Below are 20,922 nucleotides of genomic sequence, written 5' to 3'. Positions count from 1 at the left end.
CGGCCGCCGGGCACGCGCCCGTGTCCTGCCGCCGCGCCGCGCCACCGCGTACACGGCGGCCGCGGGGGGCCTGCTGCTGCTCGCCCTGCCCTTCTACCTCGACCGCTTCTGGCTCCAGGCCGGACTGCTGGCCATGGCCGCCGCCATCGGCGCGATCGGGCTGAATCTGCTGACCGGCGCCACCGGACAGCTCTCCCTGGGCCACTCCTTCTTCCTCGCCGTCGGCGCGTACGGCTACTGCGTGCTGGCCGGCGGACGCGACGGGGAGCTGACCGGCCTGGGCCTGCCCGGCTGGCTGGCGGTGACCGGCGCGGTGGCCCTGGCCGGTCTGGCGGGCGGGCTGTTCAGCCCGATCGCCGGACGGCTGCGGGGCGCGTACCTGGGCATCGCCACCCTGGCACTGGTCTTCATCGGCCAGCACGTGCTGCTCAACGCCCACGATCTGACGGGCGGTTACAACGGCCGCCCCGTCCCGCCGCTGTCGCTGTTCGGCCTCACCTTCGACGACACCGAGACCGTGGTCGCCGCCGTGCCGTTCCAGTCGATGGAGAAGCTCTGGTACGCCGGGCTGGTACTGCTGGCGGTGTGCGCCTTCTTCGCGCACGGGGTGCTGCGCGACCGCCCGGGCCGGGCGCTGAACGCCATCCGCGACCACCGGATCGCGGCCGGGGTGATGGGCGTGCCGGTGGCCCGCCAGCGGGCGGGGGTGTTCGTCCTGTCCTCGATGTACGCGGGCCTGGCCGGCGTGCTGCTGGCGCTGGTCTTCCAGCAGACCGTGCCCGAGTACTTCGGCATCGTCCTGGCCCTGGAGTACCTGGCCATGATCGTCATCGGCGGTCTGGGCTCGGTCTCCGGAGCCGTCACCGGGGCGGTGTTCGTCACCCTGCTGCCCCAGATCCTCACCCGCTACAGCGAGGCCCTGCCCCTGGTCTCCGCCCCCGGAACGGGCGGGGTCGCACCGGGAGAGATGTCCCGCTACCTGTACGGCGCCGCGATCGTGGCGATCGTGCTGTTCCTGCCGGGCGGCCTGGTGCGGCTCGCCGCCCGCCGCGGTCACACTCAGAAAGACGAGGCATGAAGACTGTGAAGACGCAGAAGAAGCACACGGCACGCGCCGCCGCGGTGGTCGCCGCGACCGCCCTCGCCCTCATCGCCACGGGATGCAGTTCCAAGGCGGGCGGCGGGGACTCCGGCGGCGCCGGCACCGGCGCCGACGGCGTGCGGACCGACAAGGGCGTGACGGACGAGACCATCCGGATCGGCGCCCTCACCGACATGACCGGTGTCTACGCCTCCCTGGGCAAGAGCGTCACCCAGGCGCAGCAGCTCTACATCGACCAGATCAACTCCGACGGCGGGATCTGCGGGCGGAAACTGGAGCTGACCGTCCGCGACCACGGCTACGACGCGGGCAAGGCGATCCCCGCCTACACCGAGCTGCAGCCCAAGGTGGTGGGCTTCGTGCAGTTCCTCGGCTCGCCGTTCGTCAGCGCGGTCAAGGAGCGGATCGACGGCCAGCACAAGGTGCTGGTGCTGCCGCAGGCCTGGTCCGCCGACCTGCTGGGCAGCGAGTACATCCGGGTCATCGGCGCCACCTACGACGTGGAGACGGTCAACGCCATCGACTTCCTGCTGAAGGAGGGGAAGATCGCCGAGGGCGACACGATCGGCCACGTCTACTTCGAGGGCGACTACGGCGAGAACGCCCTGAAGGGCGCCGAGCACGCGGCCCAGAAGGCCGGGCTGACCCTGGTGGAGCAGAAGATCAAGCCGACCGACGAGGACATGTCCGCGCAGGTGGCGGCGTTCAAGAAGGCCGGTGTGAAGGCCATCGTGATCAGCGCCGGGCCGCGCCAGGCGGCCTCCCTGGTCGGTGTGTCGGCGGCCGCCGGCCTGAACGTGCCGATCATCGGCAACAACTCGGCGTTCGCGCCGCAGCTGCTGAAGACCCAGGCCGGTCCGGTCCTGCAGAAGGACTACTACGTGGCCGCCTCGACCCTGCCCATCGGATCGGAGGAGCCGGAGCCGGCCAGGCTGGCCCGTAAGTACGCCGAGGCCTACCCCGACGACATCCTCGACAACGGCGTGGCCGCGGGCTGGAGCGCCGCCTCCGTCTTCGGCGCGGCGCTGAAGCAGGCGTGCGACGACAAGGACCTCACCCGGGAGGGCGTGGTCAAGGCGCTGACGTCCATGGAGGACCACGACGGGGGCTTCGGCATCCGGCACGACTTCTCCGACCCCGGGCTGCCCTCGACGCGGGAGAGCTTCATCCTCAAGCCGGACGGGAAGACCGAGGGCGGACTGAAGGTGTACCGCGAGGCGGAGGCCTCGAAGAACGCCCAGGCGTTCTCCTTCGAGAAGTGACCGCGCGCTGACCAGGCGTCCGTGCCCGCCGTGACGGGGGCGGCGGCCGGACGGTGCGGACGCGGGGCCCGGGCTCGTACGAGCCCGGGCCCCGCGGCGTTCCACGGCGCGGGGCCGCCCGCACCGTGGAACGCTCGCCCGCCCGCCGGCACCGTGCCCGCGCCCTGCCCGGAGCGCCCCCGGGGCTCCGTACCCCTTCCGGCGGGCCGCGCCGGAACCCCGGCACGGCCCGCCGGTGTCTCCCGGCAAATCCGCTGGTGTATTCCGGCGCGGGCCGGGAAGGCGCGGAACAGGAGGAGAAGGCGGGAAAACACCGGGCGCCGGACGGATTCCATGGAATCCGTCCGGCGCCCGAGGTATGAACCGGCCTGCGCCGCCGCTGCCGGCGGTTAGGGCTGGGCCGCCGCCCGTGCCTCGCGGCGGTTGTCGCGGAAGGTGTTGACCCGGCGCGCGGTGGCGAACAGCGGGATCACCGCGCCCAGCACCAGCTGCAGCGCACAGCCGGTCTGCAGCAGCAGCTCACCGCCCGGGGCGTCGAACGCCCAGGCCGTCAGCAGGCCCATGCTCAGCACGATCCAGCCGAGCATCGCCACGGCCAGCAGCCCGCGCGGCTTGGGGTACTCCACCCGGCTCACCATCAGCCAGGCCACACCGACGATGGCCAGCAGCGTCGGGACGAACGGCAGCTCCAGCAGGACGATAGAGACGACCGTCAGCGCCCCGAAGGGGCTGGGCATGCCCTGGAACACCCCGTTGGGCAGGGTGACGCAGGAGAACCTGGCGAGCCGCAGCACCACCGCCAGCAGCACCACGATCCCGGCGAGCGCCGAGACGCCCTGGTGCGCGTCGTTGGCCACCATCCCCCAGACCAGCACGAAGTACGCGGGAGCCAGCCCGAAGCTGATCAGGTCGGAGAGGTTGTCCAGCTCCGCGCCCATCGCCGAGCTGCGCAGCTTGCGTGCCACGAGTCCGTCGAAGAGGTCGAAGACCGAGGCCAGCAGCATCAGCATCACGGCGGTCGCGGCGCTGTGCCGGGCCATGCCGCCGTCGCCGTTGCCCGTCAGGTGCGGGATCAGGACGCCGGTGGTGGTGAAGTACACCGCCAGGAAGCCGCAGGTGGCGTTGCCCAGGGTGAGCGCGTCGGCTATCGACAGCCGCATGGACAGCGGCATGTCGCCCATCTCGTCGCCGTCGTCCTCCGGACCGGCCTCGGGGACCCACTGGGTCTTGGGGTCAGTCACGGTCAAGGCGAGTCACCCCCGCGGTCGTGGGCTGGCCGACCTCGACGGCGACCTCGACGCCCTCCGGGAGGTAGAGGTCGACGCGGGAGCCGAAGCGGATCAGACCGATCCGCTCACCCTGCTCGACCTTGGCGCCCTGCTCGACGTACGGCACGATCCGCCGGGCCACGGCGCCGGCGATCTGGACCATCTCGATGTCGCCCAGCTCGGTGTCGAAGTGCCAGACGACCCGCTCGTTGTTCTCGCTCTCCTTGTTGAACGCCGGAACGAAGCCGCCGGGCACGTGCTCGACGGACGTCACCGTGCCCGCCAGCGGGGCGCGGTTGACGTGGACGTTCAACGGGCTCATGAAGATCGCGACGCGGGTGCGCCCGTCCTTCCACGGCATGATGCTCTGCACCACGCCGTCGGCCGGGGAGATGACGCGGCCCTGGGCGATCTCTCGCTCGGGGTCGCGGAAGAACCACAGCATGCCCGCCGCCAGGGCGGTGGCGGGCACTGCCGCCGCCGCTGCGCCTCTCGAGCGCCTGGCGCGGACCAGGCTGAGGGCTGCGGTGGCGACGGTCGGGAGGAGCCACGGCGATGCTCCGCGCGCGAGACGGATACGGCCGCGTTGTGCAGAGGATGGGCTGTGGGGCATGGATGACCTTCGTAGCGGAGGGTGCCGCGTAAACACGGGGGACGGCGGCTTTCCCGGGATGCTATCGGTTACCGGTGGCAACTGGGCAAGCCAGAGCACCTGTCGGGACCGTGGGCTACCCGGAAGGCCTTGGTTCGGGGTGTTGTCCCTTTGGAGGGAAAACACCCCGAATAAGGCATTCTACCCCTGGATCTTGTACTCCTCCAGGAGTCGGCGTCCCACGATCATCTTCTGGATCTCGGCGGTGCCCTCGCCGATCAGGAGCATCGGGGCCTCACGGTACAGCCGTTCGATCTCGTACTCCTTGGAGAAACCGTAACCGCCGTGGATGCGGAACGCGTCCTCCACGACCTCCTTGCAGTACTCCGAGGCGAGGTATTTGGCCATCCCCGCCTCCAGGTCGTTGCGCTGCCCGGAGTCCTTCTTCCGTGCGGCGCCGACCATCAGGGCGTGCGCCGCCTCCACCTTGGTGGCCATTTCGGCCAACTTGAACTGAATTGCCTGGTGCTGGGCGATCGGCTTGCCGAAGGTGTGCCGCTGCTGGGCGTAGGAGACCCCCAGCTCGAAGGCGCGCTGGGCCACGCCGCAGCCGCGCGCGGCCACGTTGACCCGGCCGACCTCGACACCGTCCATCATCTGGTAGAAGCCGCGGCCGGTCCTGCCCCCCAGGACCCGGTTCTCCGGGACGCGCAGGCCGTCCAGGATCAGCTCGGTGGTGTCGACGCCCTTGTAGCCCATCTTGTCGATCTTGCCGGGGATCGTCAGACCCGGCTTGACCTCGCCGAAGCCCGGCTCCTTCTCGACCAGGAAGGTGGTCATCGACCTGTGCGGGGCGGTGCCCTCGGGGTGGCCCTCGTCGGTGCGGCACAGCACCGCCACCAGCGAGGAGGTGCCGCCGTTGGTCAGCCACATCTTCTGGCCGGTCAGGACGTACTCGTCGCCGTCGCGCACGCCCTTGGTGGTGATGGCCGACACGTCCGAGCCCAGGCCCGGCTCGGACATCGAGAAGGCGCCGCGGACATCGCCGGCCGCCATCCTCGGCAGGAAGTACTCCTTCTGCTCGTCGGTGCCGTGCTGCTTAAGCATGTACGCGACGATGAAGTGGGTGTTGATGATGCCGGACACGCTCATCCAGCCGCGGGCGATCTCCTCCACGCACAGCGCGTAGGTGAGCAGCGACTCCCCGAGACCGCCGTACTCCTCCGGGATCATCAGACCGAAGATCCCCAGTTCCTTCAGGCCCTCCACGATCTGGGTCGGGTACTCGTCCCGGTGCTCCAGCTCGGTGGCGACCGGGATGATCTCCTTGTCGACGAAGTCGCGGACGGTGGAGACGATCTCCCGCTGGATGTCCGTCAGGCCCTCGGTCTGCGCCAGGCGTCCCATGTCACTTGCCTCCCTTTCCGGAGTCCCGCCCGTCCGTGCGCAGCTCGGGGCGGCCGGGCTGCTCACCTCCGCGCGCCTCGATGTACTCGGCGGTGGGCACCATCACCTTGCGGCGGAAGACGCACACCAGGGTGCCGTCCTGCTTGTAGCCCTTGGTCTCGACGTGGACGATGCCGCGGTCGGACTTCGAGCGCGACGGCGTCTTGTCCAGGACGGTGGTCTCGCCGTAGATGGTGTCGCCGTGGAAGGTGGGCGCCACGTGCCGCAGCGACTCGATCTCCAGGTTGGCGATCGCCTTGCCGGAGACGTCCGGCACGGACATGCCCAGCAGCAGCGAGTAGATGTAGTTGCCGACCACCACGTTCCTGCCGAAGTCCGTCGTCTTCTCGGCGTAGTTGGTGTCCATGTGGAGCGGGTGGTGGTTCATGGTCAGCAGGCAGAACAGGTGGTCGTCGTACTCCGTGACCGTCTTGCCGGGCCAGTGCCGGTAGACGTCCCCGACCTCGAACTCCTCGTAGGTGCGGCCGAACTGCATGGTGTGACTCTCCGTGGTGTGGTGGACGAACGGGTACCGGACCGGGCCGCCCCCCTCCCCGGCCTCCCCCTCCGCCCCGTGGAGGGGGAGCGAAGGAGGGGCGGGGAGCCGGAGCGGCCCGCGGTGGTGGGACTCAGGCGGCCGGCGGCTCGAACTTCGAGGTCCGCTCCATGCCGGCGGCCCGGCCCTTGCCCGCGATGACCAGGGCCATCTTGCGGCTGGCCTCGTCGATCATCTCGTCGCCGAGCATCGCCGAGCCCTTCTTGCCGCCCGCCTCGGAGGTGAAGTACTCGTAGGCGTCCAGGATCAGCTCCGCGTGGTCGTAGTCCTCCTGGGAGGGGGAGAAGACCTCGTTGGCCGCCTCGACCTGGCCGGGGTGCAGCACCCACTTGCCGTCGAAGCCGAGGGCGGCGGCGCGCTCGGCGACGGCCCGGAAGCCGTCCACGTTCTTGATCTGCAGGTAGGGGCCGTCGATGGCCTGCAGGTTGTGGGTGCGAGCGGCCATCAGGATCCGCATCAGGATGTAGTGGTAGGCGTCGGCCGGGTAGCCGGGCGGCTGCTCGCCCACGACCAGGGACTTCATGTTGATGGAGGCCATGAAGTCGGCCGGGCCGAAGATGATGGTCTCCAGCCGGGGCGAGGCGGCGGCGATCTCGTCGACGTTCACCAGGCCCTTGGCGTTCTCGATCTGCGCCTCGATGCCGATGCGGCCGACCTCGAAGCCCATGGTGGTCTCGATCTGCGTCAGCAGCATGTCCAGCGCCCTGACCTGGGCGGCGTCCTGCACCTTCGGCAGCATGATGCAGTCCAGGTTCTGGCCCGCGCCCTCGACGACCGTGATCACGTCGCGGTACGTCCAGTGGGTGGTCCAGTCGTTGACGCGCACCACCCGGGTCTTGCCCGTCCAGTCGCCCTCGTTGAGGAACTTCACGATGGTGTGCCGGGCCTCGGGCTTGGCCAGCGGGGCGCAGGCGTCCTCCAGGTCCAGGAAGACCTGGTCGGCGGCCAGCCCCTGGGCCTTCTCCAGGAAGCGGGGGTTGCTGCCCGGCACCGCGAGGCAGGAGCGGCGGGGACGCAGCCGGTTGACGGGCGTGGTCATGCGGGGACCTCCAGGGGGTCGAGCTTGTTCGCGGTGCGGATCTCGTCGACGATACGGCCGATGATCTCCGTGATGCCGAAGTCCTTCGGGGTGAAGACCGCCGCCACCCCGGCGGCGCGCAGTGCGTCGGCGTCCGCGCGCGGGATGATGCCGCCGACGATGACCGGAACGTCGTCGACGCCGGCCCGGTGCAGCCGGTCCAGCACGTCGGGCACCAGCTCGGCGTGCGAGCCGGAGAGGATCGACAGCCCCACGCAGTGCACGTCCTCGGCGACGGCCGCCGAGACGATCTGCTCGGGGGTCAGCCGGATGCCCTGGTAGACCACCTCGAAGCCCGCGTCGCGGGCCCGTACGGCGATCTGCTCGGCCCCGTTGCTGTGCCCGTCCAGACCGGGCTTGCCCACCAGCAGGCGCAGCTTGCCGCAGCCCAGCTCGGAGGCGGTGGCCTCCACCTTCCGGCGCACCTCGGCCAGCCGCGAGCCCTCCTCGGCGGGGGCCGCCACCGGCGCGGAGCTCACGCCGGTGGGGGCCCGGTACTCGCCGAAGACGTCGCGCAGGGCCCAGGCCCACTCACCGGTGGTCACCCCGGCCCGGGCGCACTCGAGGGTGGCCGGCATCAGGTTGTCCCTGCCCGCCGCGGCCCGCTTCAGCTCGGCGAGCGCCCGGTGGGCGCGGGCCTCGTCCCGCTCGTCGCGCCACCGCTGGAGGGCGGTGACGACGCTGCGCTCCACCGCCGGGTCCACGGTCATGATGGCCGTGTCCAGGTCGGCGGTGAGCGGGTTGGGCTCGGTGGACTCGAAGCAGTTGACCCCGACGATCTTCTCCTCGCCGGACTCGATGCGGGCCCGGCGCTCGGCGTGCGAGGCGACCAGCTGCGCCTTGAGGTAGCCGGACTCCACCGCCGCCATCGCGCCGCCCATCTCCTGGATGCGCTCGATCTCGGCGAGGGCGCCCTCGGCCAGTTCGGCGGTCCTGGCCTCGACCACGTGCGACCCGGCGAACAGGTCGTCGTACTCCAGCAGGTCGCTCTCGTGGGCGAGGACCTGCTGGATGCGCAGCGACCACTGCTGGTCCCAGGGCCTGGGCAGGCCGAGCGCCTCGTTCCAGGCGGGCAGCTGCACGGCGCGGGCGCGGGCGTCCTTGGAGAGGGTGACCGCCAGCATCTCCAGCACGATGCGCTGGACGTTGTTCTCCGGCTGCGCCTCGGTCAGCCCCAGGGAGTTGACCTGGACGCCGTAGCGGAAGCGGCGGTGCCTGGGGTCCTCGATCCCGTACCGCTCGCGGGTGATCCGGTCCCAGATGCGGGTGAAGGCCCGCATCTTGCACATCTCCTCGACGAAGCGGACGCCCGCGTTGACGAAGAAGGAGATGCGCCCGACGACGTCGCCCATCCGCTCGGCGGGAACCTGCCCGGAGTCGCGCACCGCGTCCAGCACCGCGATGGCGGTGGACATCGCGTAGGCGATCTCCTGCACCGGTGTGGCCCCGGCCTCCTGCAGGTGGTAGCTGCAGATGTTGATCGGGTTCCACTTGGGCATGTGCGCCACGGTGTAGGCGATCGTGTCGGTGGTCAGACGCAGGGAGGGGCCCGGCGGGAAGACGTGCGTCCCGCGCGAGAGGTACTCCTTGACGATGTCGTTCTGCGTCGTGCCCGACAGCCCGGAGATGTCCGCGCCCTGCTCCTCGGCGACCACCTGGTACAGCGCCAGCAGCCACATGGCGGTGGCGTTGATGGTCATCGAGGTGTTCATCCGCTCCAGGGGGATGTCCTGGAACAGCCGGCGCATGTCACCGAGGTGGCAGACCGGGACCCCGACCCGGCCGACCTCGCCGCGGGCGAGGACGTGGTCGGGGTCGTAGCCGGTCTGGGTGGGCAGGTCGAAGGCGACCGACAGGCCGGTCTGCCCCTTGGCGAGGTTGCGCCGGTACAGCTCGTTGGACGCCTCGGCCGTGGAGTGCCCGGCGTACGTCCGCATCAGCCACGGACGGTCTTTCTGGCGCTCAGCCATGGGGGTGCCCTCTACACGTTCCGGAAGCGGTTGATGGCGTCGATGTGCTTGGCCCGCATCTCCGCGTCGCGCACGCCCATGCCCTCGCGCGGGGCCAGGCACAGCACGCCGACCTTGCCCTGGTGGGCGTTGCGGTGCACGTCGTGGGCGGCCTGGCCGGTCTCCTCCAGGGAGTACGTCTTCGACAGCGTGGGGTGGATCTTCCCCTTGGCGATCAGGCGGTTGGCCTCCCACGCCTCGCGGTAGTTGGCGAAGTGGGAGCCGATGATGCGCTTGAGGCTCATCCACAGGTAGCGGTTGTCGTAGCTGTGCATGTAGCCGGAGGTGGAGGCGCAGGTGGTGATGGTGCCGCCCTTGCGGGTGACGTAGACGGACGCGCCGAAGGTCTCGCGCCCGGGGTGCTCGAAGACGATGTCCACGTCCTCGCCGCCGGTCAGCTCGCGGATGCGCTTGCCGAAGCGCTTCCACTCCTTGGGGTCCTGGGTGTTCTCGTCCTTCCAGAACCGGTAGCCCTCGGCGTTGCGGTCGATGATCGCCTCGGCGCCCATGGAGCGGCAGATGTCGGCCTTCTGCGGGGAGGAGACCACGCAGATGGGGTTGGCGCCGCCGGCCAGGGCCATCTGGGTGGCGTAGGAGCCCAGGCCGCCTGAGGCGCCCCAGATCAGCACGTTGTCGCCCTGCTTCATGCCGGCGCCGTTGCGGGAGACCAGCTGCCGGTAGGCGGTGGAGTTCACCAGGCCCGGCGCGGCGGCCTCCTCCCAGGACAGGTGGGCGGGCTTGGGCATGAGCTGGTTGGACTTCACCAGCGCGATCTCGGCCAGGCCGCCGAAGTTGGTCTCGAAGCCCCAGATGCGCTGCTCGGGGTCGAGCATGGTGTCGTTGTGGCCGTCGGCGTTCTCCAGCTCCACCGACAGGCAGTGGGCGACGACCTCGTCGCCGGGCTGCCAGGCGTTGACGCCGGGGCCGGTGCGCAGCACCACGCCCGCCAGGTCGGAGCCGATGATGTGGTACGGCAGGTCGTGGCGCTTGGCCAGCTCCGAGGTGCGCCCGTAGCGCTCCAGGAAGCCGAAGGTCGACACCGGCTCGAAGATCGAGGTCCACACCGAGTTGTAGTTCACCGAGGAGGCCATGACCGCCACCAGGGCTTCGCCGGGGCCCAGCTCCGGCAGGGGCACCTCGTCCAGGTGCAGGGACTTGCGCGGGTCCTTCTCCCGGGTGGGCAGGCCCTCGAACATGTCGGCCTCGTCCTTGTGCACGGTCACCGCGCGGTAGGACTCGGGCAGCGCCAGGTTGGCGAAGTCGGCGGGCTTGCTGTCCGACGCGAGGATCGCGTCCAGGATTTCCTTCACTGTGGCCTCCGGCGAGCGTTCGGGGACGCTTGAGGGGTCGCTGGGGTCTTCTTCGGTCTTGTGTGAGCTGCTGGTGCCGTCGGTTCGGCGGTGGTGCTGCGGCTCGGCGCGGTAGCGCTGAAGGTGCCTGTGACGCAGGCGTCCGGACGCACGGCAGTGACCGCGGGGACAGTGCCCGGACACCGCTCACGTTATGGCACTGCGTGCCAGTGCACAAGACACTGCGTGCCAAGAATTTCTCTCAGTTGTCACCAGGTGTGCACGCATGAGCGGGGTGCGCACGGAAACGGCCGCCTCCCGGAAGGAGGCGGCCGTTTCCCTCTGTGCGGTTGCGCGGTTCCCGGTTCGTTCCCCAGGTGCCCGCCGCGGTGCTCAGCCCTGCCGCAGGGCCTCCTCGATCGTGCGCATCACCTGGTCCAGCGGGGCGTCGGTGCGCGCCACCGTCACCAGCACCCCGCCCTCCCGGCCGGCCGCACCGTTGGCTCCGCTCGCCCCGGCGGCCGCGGCCGGCCGGTCGGCCGCCGCCCGGCTGGCGACGAAGCCGGTACCGAAGGTCCGCCGCACGGTGGCGAAGGCCCGGTCCAGCTGGGCCTCCACATCGCCCTGGCCGCCCGCGCGCAGCCAGCGCCGCAGCACGTGGTTGTGCGCGGTGACCACCGCCGACGCCGCGACCTCGGCCAGCAGCGGCTCGTCGAGGCCGTCCTCGTCGCCGTCCCGGTGGGCCACGGCGGACTCGTCGAAGTGGCCCAGCAGATACCGGGTGAACAGCCGCTCGTAGCGGGCCACGGACGCGATCTCCCGCTCCCGCAGCGTGGGCACCTCACGCGTGAGCCGGTAGCGCTCCACCGACACCGCCGGGGAGGCCGCGTACATCCTCATGACCTCCTTGATGCCACGGCACACGGTGTCCAGCGGGTTCTCGTGCGCGGGCGCCGCGTCCAGCACCGCCTTGGCGCGCTCCAGGGTGTCGTCGTGATCCGGGAAGATCGCCTCTTCCTTGGAGCGGAAGTGCCGGAAGAAGGTGCGCCGGGCCACCCCGGCCGCGGCCGCGATCTCGTCGACCGTCGTCTCCTCGTAGCCCTTCGTGGCGAAGAGCTCCATCGCGGCGGCGGCCAGCTCACGGCGCATCTTCAGGCGCTGGCTGGGCACGTTGGGGCGGGCGGACCGTACGGACTGCGACATGTGTGGAACGTTACACGGCACACCGCCGCCGGCGGGTGGGCCGCCGGGGTCCAGCAGCCCACCCCACCCGGAGTCCGCCCGGGGCGGGAACGCCGGGTTCGCCGGGCTCACCGCCTCGCGTACTCGCGGAAGCCGCGTCCGCTCTTGCGGCCCAGGCAACCCGCCGCGACCAGGTGCTCCAGCAGCGGAGCCGGGGCCAGGCCCGGCTCGCGGAACTCCTCGTGCAGCACCTTCTCGATCGCCAGGGAGACGTCCAGGCCGACCACGTCCAGCAGCTCGAACGGGCCCATCGGGTAGCCGCCGCCGAGCTTCATGGCCGCGTCGACGGCGTCCATGTCGGCGTAGTGCTCCTGCACCATCTTGATCGCGTTGTTCAGGTACGGGAACAGCAGCGCGTTGACGATGAAGCCCGCGCGGTCGCCGCAGTCCACCGGGTGCTTGCGGATCCTCGCGCACACCTCGCGCACGGTGGCGTGGACGTCGTCGCCGGTCAGGACGGTGCTCACCACCTCCACCAGCTTCATCGCGGGCGCGGGGTTGAAGAAGTGCATGCCGATCACGTCCTGCGGGCGCGAGGTCGCGCGGGCGCAGGCGACCACCGGCAGCGAGGAGGTGGTGGTGGCCAGCACCGCGCCCGGCTTGCACACCTCGTCCAACGTCGCGAACAGGCCCTTCTTGACCTCCAGGTCCTCGGCCACCGCCTCGACCGCCAGGTCCACCTCCGCCAGCGCGGACAGCGAGCCGGCCGGGGTGATCCTGGCGAGCGTCTCGTCGCGGGCCTCGGCGCTCATCCGGCCCTTCTTCACCGACCGCTCCAGCGAGGAGGCGATCCGGTCCCTGGCCGTCCCGGCCTTCTCGTCGCTGCGCGCGACCAGCACCACGTCGTAGCCGGCCTTGGCGAACACCTCGGCGATGCCGCTGGCCATGGTCCCCGAGCCCGCCACGCCGACGGAGCGCACCTGGCGCGGGGTGCCCCGCAGTTCGCCCTCGCGCGGGGTGAGCGCGTCCGGCACCACCGTCGCCGAACCCGGCGCCTCGTAGGTGTAGAAGCCGCGCCCGGCCTTGCGGCCCGTCAGACCGGCGGCGCTGAGCTGGCCCAGGATCGGGGCGGGGGCGTGCAGCCGGTCGCGGGACTCGGCGTACATCGCCTCCAGCACGGTGCGGGCGGTGTCGATGCCGATCAGGTCCAGCAGGGCCAGCGGGCCCATCGGCAGACCGCAGCCCAGTCGCATCGCGGCGTCGATGTCCTCGCGGGTGGCGTACTTCGACTCGTACATCGCCGCGGCCTGGTTGAGGTAGCCGAACAGCAGCCCGTCGGCGACGAAGCCGGGCCGGTCGCCGACCGGGATCGGCTCCTTGCCCAGGTCGACGGCGAGATCGGTGACCGCGGCGACCGCCTCGGGGGAGGTGAGCACGCAGGAGACGATCTCCACCAGCTTCATCGCGGGCGCGGGGTTGAAGAAGTGCATCCCCAGCACGCGCTCGGGGTGTGCGGAGTCGGCCGCGAGCCGGGTGACCGACAGGGCGTTGGTGCCGGTGGCGATGACGGCCGCCGGCTTGACGATGCCGTCCAGGTCGTTGATGACGCGCTGCTTGAGCCCGTAGTCCTCCGGCACCACCTCGATGACCAGATCGGCCTCGGCCGCGGCCTGGAGGTCGCAGAAGGTGCGGAAGCGGGCGAGGGCGTCGCGCCGCTCCTGCTCGGTGATCCGCTCGCGCTCCACGGCGCGGGCGGTGGACGCCTCCAGCGCGGCGACTGCCCGGCGGGCGGCGTTCTCGTCGGTGTCGATGCCGATGACCTCGCGGCCGGCGCGGGCCAGGACCTCGGCGATGCCGGTGCCCATGGTGCCGAGGCCGACCACGGCGACAGTGGTGAGGGTGGGACGGTCCATCACGGGACTCCAGAGAAGAGGAAGAGACGGTGACGACTGAGAGGGAGAAGGAGGGGAGAGGGGCGGGCGAGGGCGCGCGAGAGCGCCGGGCCCGCGTCGTACACAGGCGTGGAACGAGCGAGAGCGGCCCTGTCCCGGGGCCGTGCTCGACCTGCGTATACGCGTGCTGAACCGACTGCACACCGGACGGCTGCGTCACCAGGCCGTCCGACTGAGCGGGGGTACCGCTCCGATGAGCAGGCTAACCTGCGGGTAACCCGAATGCCAGAGGGTAGACCGCTTCCAGGAATGTGGCACATACCACAGGGAGGTGACGTGCCGGTGGGCAGGGCGGGCACGGTGGACCGCGAAATGGTGGATCGGCTGCGGGCCGAGGCGGATCCGGAGGAGTACGGGCGGCTGCTCGCCCTGGCCCGGCGGGACACGGCCGCCGCCCGTGACGCGCTGGCAGCCGAACTCACCGCCCCCGCCCGCCCCTTGTGGGCCCGGGAGCTGGCCGCCTGCACCCTGGGCCGGGCCGGGGACTCCCGGGCCTTCGAGACGCTGGTGTTCCTGCTCAACCACCGCGACCCGGCCCGCTGCGCCGCCGCGGCCCGCGCCCTGCTGCGCCTGGGCGACCCGCGTACCGCCCGCGCCGCGGCGGCGCTGGCGACCAACGAGCTGCGCACCTCCTACGCGTTGCACCCCGTACGGCTGCTGGCCGCCCTGCGCGCGCCGCAGTCCGCGCCGACCCTGATCCGCGTCCTGGACCGGCTGCTGGCCGGCCCCGTCCACCACTGGCAGGTGGCCCGCGCCTGCGTGGAGGGGCTCGGAGCGCTGGGCGACCCGCGGGCCAGGCTGGTGCTGCTGGCCGCCCGGGAGCGCGAGGAGTTGCGCGCGGCGGCCGACGAGGCGCTGCGCAGGCTCTGACCGCGGCGGGTCCGGCGCCGGGCCGGTGCCGGCTCGTGCCGCCGGGGCGAGGAGGGCCGCGGTGGCCGCGGGCCGCGCGTCCGAGGGGGCGCGGGCCGATGGCGTCGGGGCGGGGTCCGGGGAGCCGGGGCCGGCACCGGCCCCGGACGGGGCGGATGCGCGGCATCGCTCCCGGCCGCTCCCCGCCGTGCCCCGGGGTCTTTCCGGAGCGGCGGAACCCTTCCCCGGCGTAAGGGATGGCACGGCCTTCGGGCTGTGAAACGCAGGCCGTTTCCGTGTCGCGCCTTGTGAAGTGCGCCACAGAAGGTTTAGGAGATGCCGCTTCGAAGGCGGAGGCGGAGGTGGAGACGGGTGCGCGGTGTGCTCCGGGCACCCGGCCCCGCGGCCCGGGCCGGAGCGCGGGCCGGGGAGGCCCTCAGTAGCTCCACCAACTCCCCTCGGAGGGCTGCGGAATCCAGGTGTAGATGCCGCTCTCGGCGGGGCCGCGCCGCCACACCGCCCTCACGCGGTCGGCCGGATACTCCTCCAGGCAGTCCCACACGCCCAGGGCGTCGGTGTCCTCGATGACGATCTGGCCGTCGGCGGTGCGCCCGGCGCGCCCGGCCTCGACCAGTCTCTCCCGGCCATCCGTGAGTTGCAGCTTGAAGACGGCCATCCCTGATGCCTTTCCCCCGGCGGGACCGCCGTACGGTGGCGGCGGACCGCGGGTCTTCCGGTGTCTGCGGTGTGGTTGGGGGGCGGGCCACCCCCGAGGCTCCGGACGACGACGGAGCGGTGGCCCCGGAGGTGGCGTGGAAGCAGGCCGACCATGTCGGCGAGCGGCTTTACTCTAACGCAGGGGGAGGGTTGCACCGACTCCTCGCACCCCGGTGGAGGCGTCCGAACGGGGCAGTGGGACGGGAAGTGAGGGAGCGCCGGTGAGCGGAGGGGGACCCGTGTGCGTGCGGGAGGCGGCCGAGGCGGATCTGGAGGCGGTGGCGGCCCTGCGGGTGCGGGGCTGGCGGTACGCGTACCGCCATCTGATGCCCCGTGAGTACCTGGAGGGGATGGACGCCGCCGCGTACGCCGCCCGGCGCCGGGCGGACTTCGCCGCGACACGCGAGACGGTCACCGACCTGGTCGCGGTGGACGGCGGCGGCCGCATCACCGGCTGGGCGGCCCTCGGGCCGTGCCGGGGGGGACGGCGGCGGCGTCCGCGGAGACGGCGGAGGCGCGCCGGACGCGCCGGCTCCGGCTGTGGGTGGCGGAGGGCAACGCACGGGCCCGCCGCTTCTACGAGGCGGCGGGCTTCGCCCCGGACGGGGCGAGGTCGCTCTTCGACGCGGGAGGGACGCCCGTGGCCGAGGTGCGCTACTCGCGCGGGCTGCGCGGGGCGGACCTCACAGCAGGGTGAGCTGGGTCGGGCCCGCTTCGGGCTCGGGGGCGCACCGCGGTGCGCCGACGCCCCGGTGCGCCCCCGGCCGGGACGGCCCGATGCCGTACTCCTCCGCCAACTCGTGCACCTGCCGGGTGATTCGGCGCTGGTACCACTTCGGGGCGTAGGCGCCGTCGGCGTACAGCCGCTCGTAGTGGCCCACCAGGCCCGGGTGGTGCCGGGCCAGCCAGGCGGTGAACCACTCGCGCGCGCCCGGCCGCAGGTGCAGGGCCAGCGGCGTGACGGAGGTCGCGCCCGCCGCCGCGATCGCCCGCACCGTCGCGCGGAGCTGGGCGGGGCCGTCGGAGAGGAACGGAATGACCGGGGCCATCAGCACGCCGCAGCCGATGCCGTGGTCGGTGAGGGCGCGCACCACGTCCAGGCGCCGCTCGGGGGCCGGGGTGCCGGGCTCCACCGTGCGCCACAGCTCCTCGTCCAGGAAGGCCACCGACACCGAGACGCCCACATCCGCCACCGCGCCGGCCGAGCGCAGCAGGTCCAGGTCGCGCAGGATCAGGGTCCCCTTGGTGAGGATGGAGAACGGGTTGGCGTGGTCGCGCAGGGCGGTCAGGATGCCGGGCATCAGCCGGTAGCGGCCCTCGGCGCGCTGGTAGCAGTCGACGTTGGTGCCCATGGCTATGTGGTGGCCCGGCCAGCGGGGGGAGGACAGCTCCCGGCGCAGCAGCCGGTCGGCGTTGGTCTTCACCACGATCTGGGTGTCGAAGCCGATCCCGGTGTCCAGGTCCAGGTAGCCGTGGCTGCGGCGGGCGAAGCAGTACACGCAGGCGTGGGAGCAGCCGCGGTACGGGTTGACGGTCCATTCGAACGGCATCCGGGAGGCGCCCGGCACCCGGTTGATGATCGAACGGGCCCGTACCTCGTGGAAGGTGATGCCCGCGAACTCCGGGGTGTCGACCGTGCGCGTGACCACGTCCGGGCCGAAGAGGGCGGCCGTGCCGCTCGCGTCCGGTCCGTCCCGGTGCAGATTGTCCCAGCGCATGCGACCTCCTCGTTCCGCCCGCACAAGAATAGAACATCTGTTCCCGTCGGTGGTAACCCCGATTTGGGCGGGCGCGTCGCGGGTGGTTGGCTGGCGTCAGCGGCCGCCGCGACGGCCGGCGGAGCACCGGGACACCAGGACCGCCAGGACCCACCGGAACCAGCAGGACCCACCGGAACCACCAGGGAGAAGCCATGGCGCAGGTCGAGGCCACCACGCAGCGCGAGATCGCGGCCCGCCCGGAGGACGTGTTCGACGCGCTCGCCGACTACAGCGGCACCCGCGGCAGGCTGCTGCCCGGGCAGTTCGGCGAGTACGAGGTGCGCGAGGGCGGCGACGGCAAGGGCACGCTCGTCCACTGGAAGCTCCAGGCGACCTCCAAGCGGGTGCGCGACTGCCTGATGGAGGTGGACGAGCCCATGGAGGGGCAACTGGTCGAACGCGACCGCAACTCCTCGATGGTCACCACCTGGACCGTCACCCCGGGCTCGGCCGAGGGCACCTCGCGGGTCACCGTCACCACCGCGTGGAAGGGCGCGGGCGGCGTCGGCGGTTTCTTCGAACGCGCCTTCGCGCCCAAGGGGCTCGCCCGCATCTACGACGAGCTGCTCGCCAACCTCGCCGCCGAGACCGAGACCGAGGGCCGGACGGGCGCCTGACCACCCCGCTCGCCCCCGCGCACCCCGCCGGCACCCCGGCGCACGCGCCCTCCCCGCGCCCGCCGCCCGGACCGGACGCGCCCGGATGCACGAACCGCACCGGACGGGGTAGGCGGGCTCTCCCGGCGGCCGTGACCCCGCGGCCCGCAGACGGACGAGGGAGAGACCCCGTGAACGCCACGCTCGAAGACGGCGGATCCTCGCAGGGCATCTGGAGCACCGACCCCGCGATCACGGCCGCTGTACACATGCCGATCTTCGAGAAGTACTTCGCCCCGGACCTGCCGCTGGTCGACGCCGACTGCGGCAACGGGGCCCAGACGGTCTTCCTGGCCGGCCGCTTCCGCCCCTGCGTCGGGATCGACCGCTCGGCCGCCGTCCTGGAACGCGCCCGGACGGCGGTGGGGGAGGGGGAGGGCGGCCGCAGTGCCCCGGACTTCCGGCAGCTCGACGCCGCCGACCCCGACGCGATGCGGCGCCTGCACGACGAACTGGGCGACGCCAACGTCTACCTGCGAGGCGTCCTCCGGCGCAGCGGACCCGCCGGCCGCGCCCGTGTCGCCGAGTCCGTCGCCGCGCTCGTCGGGGAGCGCGGCCGAGCCTTCGTGGTGGAGGCCGCGCCCGAGGCCAGCGCGGCCCTGGCGCAGGGGGCGGGGGCCGCCCATCCCGCCGAGCTTCCCGGCCCCCTCGACGCACCCGGCCTCTCCGACCTGCCGCACATGTCGAACGCCCCCCGGGACCACACCGGACCGGGCGCCCCGCAGGGCCCCGCAGGGGAGCCGGCCGAACCGGCGGAACCCGCCGGGCCGTTCGTCGCGGCCGGGCTGCGGGTGCTCGCCGGCGGCTCGCTCCCGCTGTCCACGACCGACTTCGAACCCGACGGCTCGCGCCTCGACCTGCCGTCGAACTGGCTGGTGGTGGGCCGCGGCGAGTGACGCCACAGGTTCGGACCGGTGACACCGGTCCGGCGGCCCACCCTGGTCTTGGACGCCGCCGGGGCTGCGCGTAACGTGGCCTTCCATGACGAAGATCCTGATCAGCGCCGACATGGAGGGCGCCACGGGGGTGACCTGGCCCGCCGACGTCCTGCCGGGGACCCCGCAGTGGGAGCGCTGCCGTCCGATGTTCACCTCCGACGTGAACGCGGCGATCGCCGGTTTCCTCGACGGCGGCGCGGACGAGGTGCTGGTCAACGAGGCGCACTGGACCATGCGCAACCTGCTGCTGGAGAAGCTGGACGACCGCGCCCAGATGCTCACCGGCCGCCACAAGTCGCTCAGCATGGTCGAGGGCGTCCAGCACGGCGACGTCGACGGCATCGCCTTCGTCGGCTACCACACGGGCGCCGGAGCCGAGGGCGTCCTGGCCCACACCTACCTCGCCAACTCCCTCACCGGCGTGTGGCTGGACGGCGAGCGGGCCAGCGAGGGCCGCCTGAACGCCGCGGTGGTGGCCGAGTACGGCGTCCCCGTCGTCCTGGTCACCGGCGACGACCGCACCTGCGACGACGCCCGCGGCTACGCCCCCGCCGCGCGCGGCGTCGCCGTCAAGGACTACGTCTCCCGCTACGCCGCCGTCTGCCGCACCCCCGCCCGCACCGCCGCCGACATCCGCGCGGCGGCGAAGGAGGCGGTCGCCCTGGCGGTGCGCCACGAGCCCACCGGGCCCCGGCCCCGCACGGTCGAGATCGAGTTCGACGCCGAGCACCTGGCCGGCGCGGCCACCGTCGTGCCCGGTGTGGAGCAGACGGGTGAGCGCCGGGTGGCGTACACATCGCCGTCCATGTACGAGGGGATCCGCACCTTCAAGGCGGTCACCACCGTCGTCTCTGCCGCAGTGGAGGAGCAGTATGGCTGAGCGCATCGACAACCGGGCACTCGACGAGGCGGTCGCCTTCACCTCGGAGCTGATCCGCATCGACTCCGTCAACCTCGGCAACGGGGACGGCACCGAGCGGAAGGCCGCCGAGTACGTCGCCGGGAAGCTGTCCGACGCCGGGATCGAGCCGGTGGTGCTGGAGAAGGTCCGCGGCCGCACCAACGTCGTCGCCCGCATCGAGGGCACCGACCCCTCCGCCGACGCGCTGCTCGTCCACGGCCACCTGGACGTGGTGCCCGCCGAGCCCGCCGACTGGACCGTCCACCCCTTCTCCGGCGAGGTCCGCGACGGCGTGGTCTGGGGCCGCGGCGCGGTCGACATGAAGAACGCCGACGCGATGGTCCTCTCCGTCGTCCGCGCCTGGGCCAGGGCCGGGGTGCGCCCCCGCCGCGACATCGTCCTCGCCTTCACCGCCGACGAGGAGGACACCGGCCAGTACGGCGCGGACTTCCTCGCCCGCGAGCACCCCGAGCTGTTCGAGGGCTGCACCGAGGGCATAAGCGAGTCGGGCGCCTACACCTTCCACGCCGGCGGCGGCCTGCAGCTCTACCCGATCGCGGCGGGCGAGCGCGGCACCGCCTGGATGGAGCTGACCGCCACCGGCCGGGCCGGGCACGGCTCCAAGGTCAACCGCGCCAACGCGGTGAGCCGGCTGGCCGCCGCGGTGCACCGCATCGGCGAGCACGACTGGCCGGTGCGGCTGTCGAAGACGGTGCGCGCCGCCCTCACCGAGCTGTCCCGCCTCAACGGGCTGGACGCCCCCGACTTCGACGCCCCCGACTTCGACGTGGACGCCCTGCTGGCCAAGCTGGGCCCGTCCGCCAAGCTGGTCGAGGCCACCGTGCGCAACAGCACCAACCCCACCGGCCTCAAGGCCGGTTACAAGATCAACGTCATCCCCGGCACCGCCGAGGCGCATGTGGACGGGCGGATGCTCCCCGGCACCGAGGAGGAGTTCACCGCCACCATCGACGAGCTCACCGGCCCGGACGTGGACTGGAAGTTCTACCACCGCGGCCCGGCCCTCCAGGCGCCGGTCGACTCGCGCACCTTCGCCGTGCTGCGCGAGTCCCTGGAGCACTTCGACCCCGACGCCCACGTCATCCCGTTCTGCATGACCGGCGGCACCGACGCCAAGCAGTTCGCGGAGCTGGGCATCGTGGGCTACGGCTTCACCCCGCTGAGGCTGCCCGAGGGGCTGAACTACCAGGCGATGTTCCACGGCGTCGACGAGCGCGTCCCCGTGGACGCCCTCCACTTCGGCGTCCGGGTCATGGACCGCGCCCTGTTCGCCCTCTGAGCTCGGGCCCGCCTCCGGCCGCCCCCCGGCCGTCCGGCGCCCCACCGCCCCCTGCCTTCCCCGAA

19 protein-coding genes are annotated in these 20,922 nt (G+C 72.2%); 8 read left to right on the top strand and 11 right to left on the bottom strand.

The genetic code is table 11. From position 1 onward, the window contains the following. Positions 1–25: 25 nt before the first annotated feature. Positions 26–1,078, top strand: a complete 1,053-nt coding sequence (locus BMY40_RS15970) for a branched-chain amino acid ABC transporter permease (RefSeq protein WP_093660328.1) — start codon at positions 26–28, stop codon at positions 1,076–1,078. Continuing rightward, positions 1,075–2,364 (top strand): ABC transporter substrate-binding protein, encoded by a 1,290-nt coding sequence (locus BMY40_RS15965; RefSeq protein WP_093660045.1) that lies wholly within the window; start codon positions 1,075–1,077, stop codon positions 2,362–2,364. The genes BMY40_RS15970 and BMY40_RS15965 overlap by 4 nt, the downstream gene beginning before the upstream one ends. A gap of 389 nt (positions 2,365–2,753) precedes the next feature. Here BMY40_RS15965 and pssA read toward each other — a convergent pair whose 3' ends face one another. The 9 genes from pssA to BMY40_RS15920 all read right to left on the bottom strand — a co-directional run bounded on the left by pssA (position 2,754) and on the right by BMY40_RS15920 (position 13,697). Further along, entirely contained in the window at positions 2,754–3,611 is an 858-nt protein-coding gene (gene pssA, locus BMY40_RS15960) for a CDP-diacylglycerol--serine O-phosphatidyltransferase (protein ID WP_177214024.1), read from the bottom strand. Then, on the bottom strand, positions 3,598–4,245 hold the full coding sequence (locus BMY40_RS15955; RefSeq protein WP_093660041.1) for a phosphatidylserine decarboxylase: 648 nt from the start codon (positions 4,243–4,245) through the stop codon (positions 3,598–3,600). Before BMY40_RS15955 ends, pssA begins: the two co-directional genes overlap by 14 nt. A 180-nt stretch (positions 4,246–4,425) precedes the next feature. Then, positions 4,426–5,631: an acyl-CoA dehydrogenase family protein gene (locus BMY40_RS15950; protein WP_093660039.1), complete on the bottom strand. Its 1,206-nt coding sequence runs from the start codon at positions 5,629–5,631 to the stop codon at positions 4,426–4,428. Between the two features lies 1 nt (position 5,632). After that, positions 5,633–6,166, bottom strand: a complete 534-nt coding sequence (locus BMY40_RS15945; protein ID WP_093660037.1) for a MaoC family dehydratase — start codon at positions 6,164–6,166, stop codon at positions 5,633–5,635. A 133-nt stretch (positions 6,167–6,299) separates the two neighbouring features. Continuing rightward, positions 6,300–7,265, bottom strand: a complete 966-nt coding sequence (locus tag BMY40_RS15940) for an HpcH/HpaI aldolase/citrate lyase family protein (RefSeq protein ID WP_093660035.1) — start codon at positions 7,263–7,265, stop codon at positions 6,300–6,302. After that, entirely contained in the window at positions 7,262–9,274 is a 2,013-nt protein-coding gene (locus tag BMY40_RS15935) for a protein meaA (RefSeq protein ID WP_093660033.1), read from the bottom strand. Before BMY40_RS15935 ends, BMY40_RS15940 begins: the two co-directional genes overlap by 4 nt. An 11-nt stretch (positions 9,275–9,285) precedes the next feature. Continuing rightward, positions 9,286–10,623, bottom strand: a complete 1,338-nt coding sequence (ccrA, locus tag BMY40_RS15930; protein ID WP_093660031.1) for a crotonyl-CoA carboxylase/reductase — start codon at positions 10,621–10,623, stop codon at positions 9,286–9,288. A gap of 372 nt (positions 10,624–10,995) precedes the next feature. After that, positions 10,996–11,805, bottom strand: a complete 810-nt coding sequence (locus tag BMY40_RS15925) for a TetR family transcriptional regulator (protein ID WP_218158303.1) — start codon at positions 11,803–11,805, stop codon at positions 10,996–10,998. A 107-nt stretch (positions 11,806–11,912) separates the two neighbouring features. Then, the gene (locus BMY40_RS15920; protein ID WP_093660027.1) at positions 11,913–13,697 is read right to left on the bottom strand and encodes a 3-hydroxyacyl-CoA dehydrogenase family protein; all 1,785 of its coding nucleotides are present in this window, start codon (positions 13,695–13,697) and stop codon (positions 11,913–11,915) included. A gap of 351 nt (positions 13,698–14,048) precedes the next feature. On the opposite strand from BMY40_RS15920, the gene BMY40_RS15915 reads away from it, so the two are divergent. Then, positions 14,049–14,606, top strand: coding sequence for a HEAT repeat domain-containing protein (locus BMY40_RS15915; RefSeq protein WP_245770140.1), 558 nt, complete (start codon positions 14,049–14,051; stop codon positions 14,604–14,606). 415 nt (positions 14,607–15,021) lie between these two features. Here BMY40_RS15915 and BMY40_RS15910 read toward each other — a convergent pair whose 3' ends face one another. Then, on the bottom strand, positions 15,022–15,261 hold the full coding sequence (locus BMY40_RS15910; RefSeq protein ID WP_093660023.1) for a hypothetical protein: 240 nt from the start codon (positions 15,259–15,261) through the stop codon (positions 15,022–15,024). Between the two features lie 513 nt (positions 15,262–15,774). Between BMY40_RS15910 and BMY40_RS28660 the strand changes: the two genes are divergently transcribed. Continuing rightward, complete coding sequence (locus tag BMY40_RS28660; RefSeq protein WP_245770129.1) at positions 15,775–15,999, top strand: N-acetyltransferase; 225 nt, start codon at positions 15,775–15,777, stop codon at positions 15,997–15,999. On the opposite strand, the gene BMY40_RS15900 is transcribed toward BMY40_RS28660, so the two are convergent. After that, positions 15,986–17,020 carry an Rv2578c family radical SAM protein gene (locus BMY40_RS15900; protein WP_093660021.1) on the bottom strand — a complete coding sequence of 345 codons (1,035 nt, stop codon included), beginning with the start codon at positions 17,018–17,020 and terminating at the stop codon, positions 15,986–15,988. The genes BMY40_RS28660 and BMY40_RS15900 overlap by 14 nt on opposite strands. Positions 17,021–17,214: 194 nt before the next feature. On the opposite strand from BMY40_RS15900, the gene BMY40_RS15895 reads away from it, so the two are divergent. The 4 genes from BMY40_RS15895 to BMY40_RS15880 all read left to right on the top strand — a co-directional run bounded on the left by BMY40_RS15895 (position 17,215) and on the right by BMY40_RS15880 (position 20,857). Continuing rightward, complete coding sequence (locus tag BMY40_RS15895) at positions 17,215–17,679, top strand: SRPBCC family protein (protein ID WP_093660019.1); 465 nt, start codon at positions 17,215–17,217, stop codon at positions 17,677–17,679. 170 nt (positions 17,680–17,849) lie between these two features. Further along, positions 17,850–18,614 (top strand): class I SAM-dependent methyltransferase, encoded by a 765-nt coding sequence (locus tag BMY40_RS15890; RefSeq protein ID WP_245770128.1) that lies wholly within the window; start codon positions 17,850–17,852, stop codon positions 18,612–18,614. Between the two features lie 85 nt (positions 18,615–18,699). Next, positions 18,700–19,536 (top strand): M55 family metallopeptidase, encoded by an 837-nt coding sequence (locus tag BMY40_RS15885; protein ID WP_093660017.1) that lies wholly within the window; start codon positions 18,700–18,702, stop codon positions 19,534–19,536. Continuing rightward, positions 19,529–20,857, top strand: coding sequence for a M20/M25/M40 family metallo-hydrolase (locus BMY40_RS15880; protein WP_093660015.1), 1,329 nt, complete (start codon positions 19,529–19,531; stop codon positions 20,855–20,857). The genes BMY40_RS15885 and BMY40_RS15880 overlap by 8 nt, the downstream gene beginning before the upstream one ends. Positions 20,858–20,922: the final 65 nt, after the last annotated feature.

Source organism: Streptomyces radiopugnans (assembly GCF_900110735.1).
GTDB classification, from domain to species: domain Bacteria; phylum Actinomycetota; class Actinomycetes; order Streptomycetales; family Streptomycetaceae; genus Streptomyces; species Streptomyces radiopugnans.
The sequence above is the reverse complement of the archived record's forward strand: the minus strand, read 5'-3'. Positions and strand labels throughout refer to the sequence as shown.

What these genes read in the sequence shown, in the direction of transcription:
- BMY40_RS15910 (WP_093660023.1), bottom strand. Translation starts at nt 15,261, where the DNA reads ATGGCCGTCTTCAAGCTGCAACTCACGGATGGCCGGGAGAGACTGGTC.
- BMY40_RS15900 (WP_093660021.1), bottom strand. Translation starts at nt 17,020, where the DNA reads ATGCGCTGGGACAATCTGCACCGGGACGGACCGGACGCGAGCGGCACG.
- BMY40_RS15895 (WP_093660019.1), top strand. Translation starts at nt 17,215, where the DNA reads ATGGCGCAGGTCGAGGCCACCACGCAGCGCGAGATCGCGGCCCGCCCG.
- BMY40_RS15925 (WP_218158303.1), bottom strand. Translation starts at nt 11,805, where the DNA reads ATGTCGCAGTCCGTACGGTCCGCCCGCCCCAACGTGCCCAGCCAGCGC.
- BMY40_RS15950 (WP_093660039.1), bottom strand. Translation starts at nt 5,631, where the DNA reads ATGGGACGCCTGGCGCAGACCGAGGGCCTGACGGACATCCAGCGGGAG.
- BMY40_RS15880 (WP_093660015.1), top strand. Translation starts at nt 19,529, where the DNA reads ATGGCTGAGCGCATCGACAACCGGGCACTCGACGAGGCGGTCGCCTTC.
- BMY40_RS15940 (WP_093660035.1), bottom strand. Translation starts at nt 7,265, where the DNA reads ATGACCACGCCCGTCAACCGGCTGCGTCCCCGCCGCTCCTGCCTCGCG.
- BMY40_RS15945 (WP_093660037.1), bottom strand. Translation starts at nt 6,166, where the DNA reads ATGCAGTTCGGCCGCACCTACGAGGAGTTCGAGGTCGGGGACGTCTAC.
- BMY40_RS15915 (WP_245770140.1), top strand. Translation starts at nt 14,049, where the DNA reads ATGGTGGATCGGCTGCGGGCCGAGGCGGATCCGGAGGAGTACGGGCGG.
- BMY40_RS15935 (WP_093660033.1), bottom strand. Translation starts at nt 9,274, where the DNA reads ATGGCTGAGCGCCAGAAAGACCGTCCGTGGCTGATGCGGACGTACGCC.
- BMY40_RS15965 (WP_093660045.1), top strand. Translation starts at nt 1,075, where the DNA reads ATGAAGACTGTGAAGACGCAGAAGAAGCACACGGCACGCGCCGCCGCG.
- BMY40_RS15955 (WP_093660041.1), bottom strand. Translation starts at nt 4,245, where the DNA reads ATGCCCCACAGCCCATCCTCTGCACAACGCGGCCGTATCCGTCTCGCG.
- BMY40_RS15920 (WP_093660027.1), bottom strand. Translation starts at nt 13,697, where the DNA reads ATGGACCGTCCCACCCTCACCACTGTCGCCGTGGTCGGCCTCGGCACC.
- BMY40_RS15885 (WP_093660017.1), top strand. Translation starts at nt 18,700, where the DNA reads ATGACGAAGATCCTGATCAGCGCCGACATGGAGGGCGCCACGGGGGTG.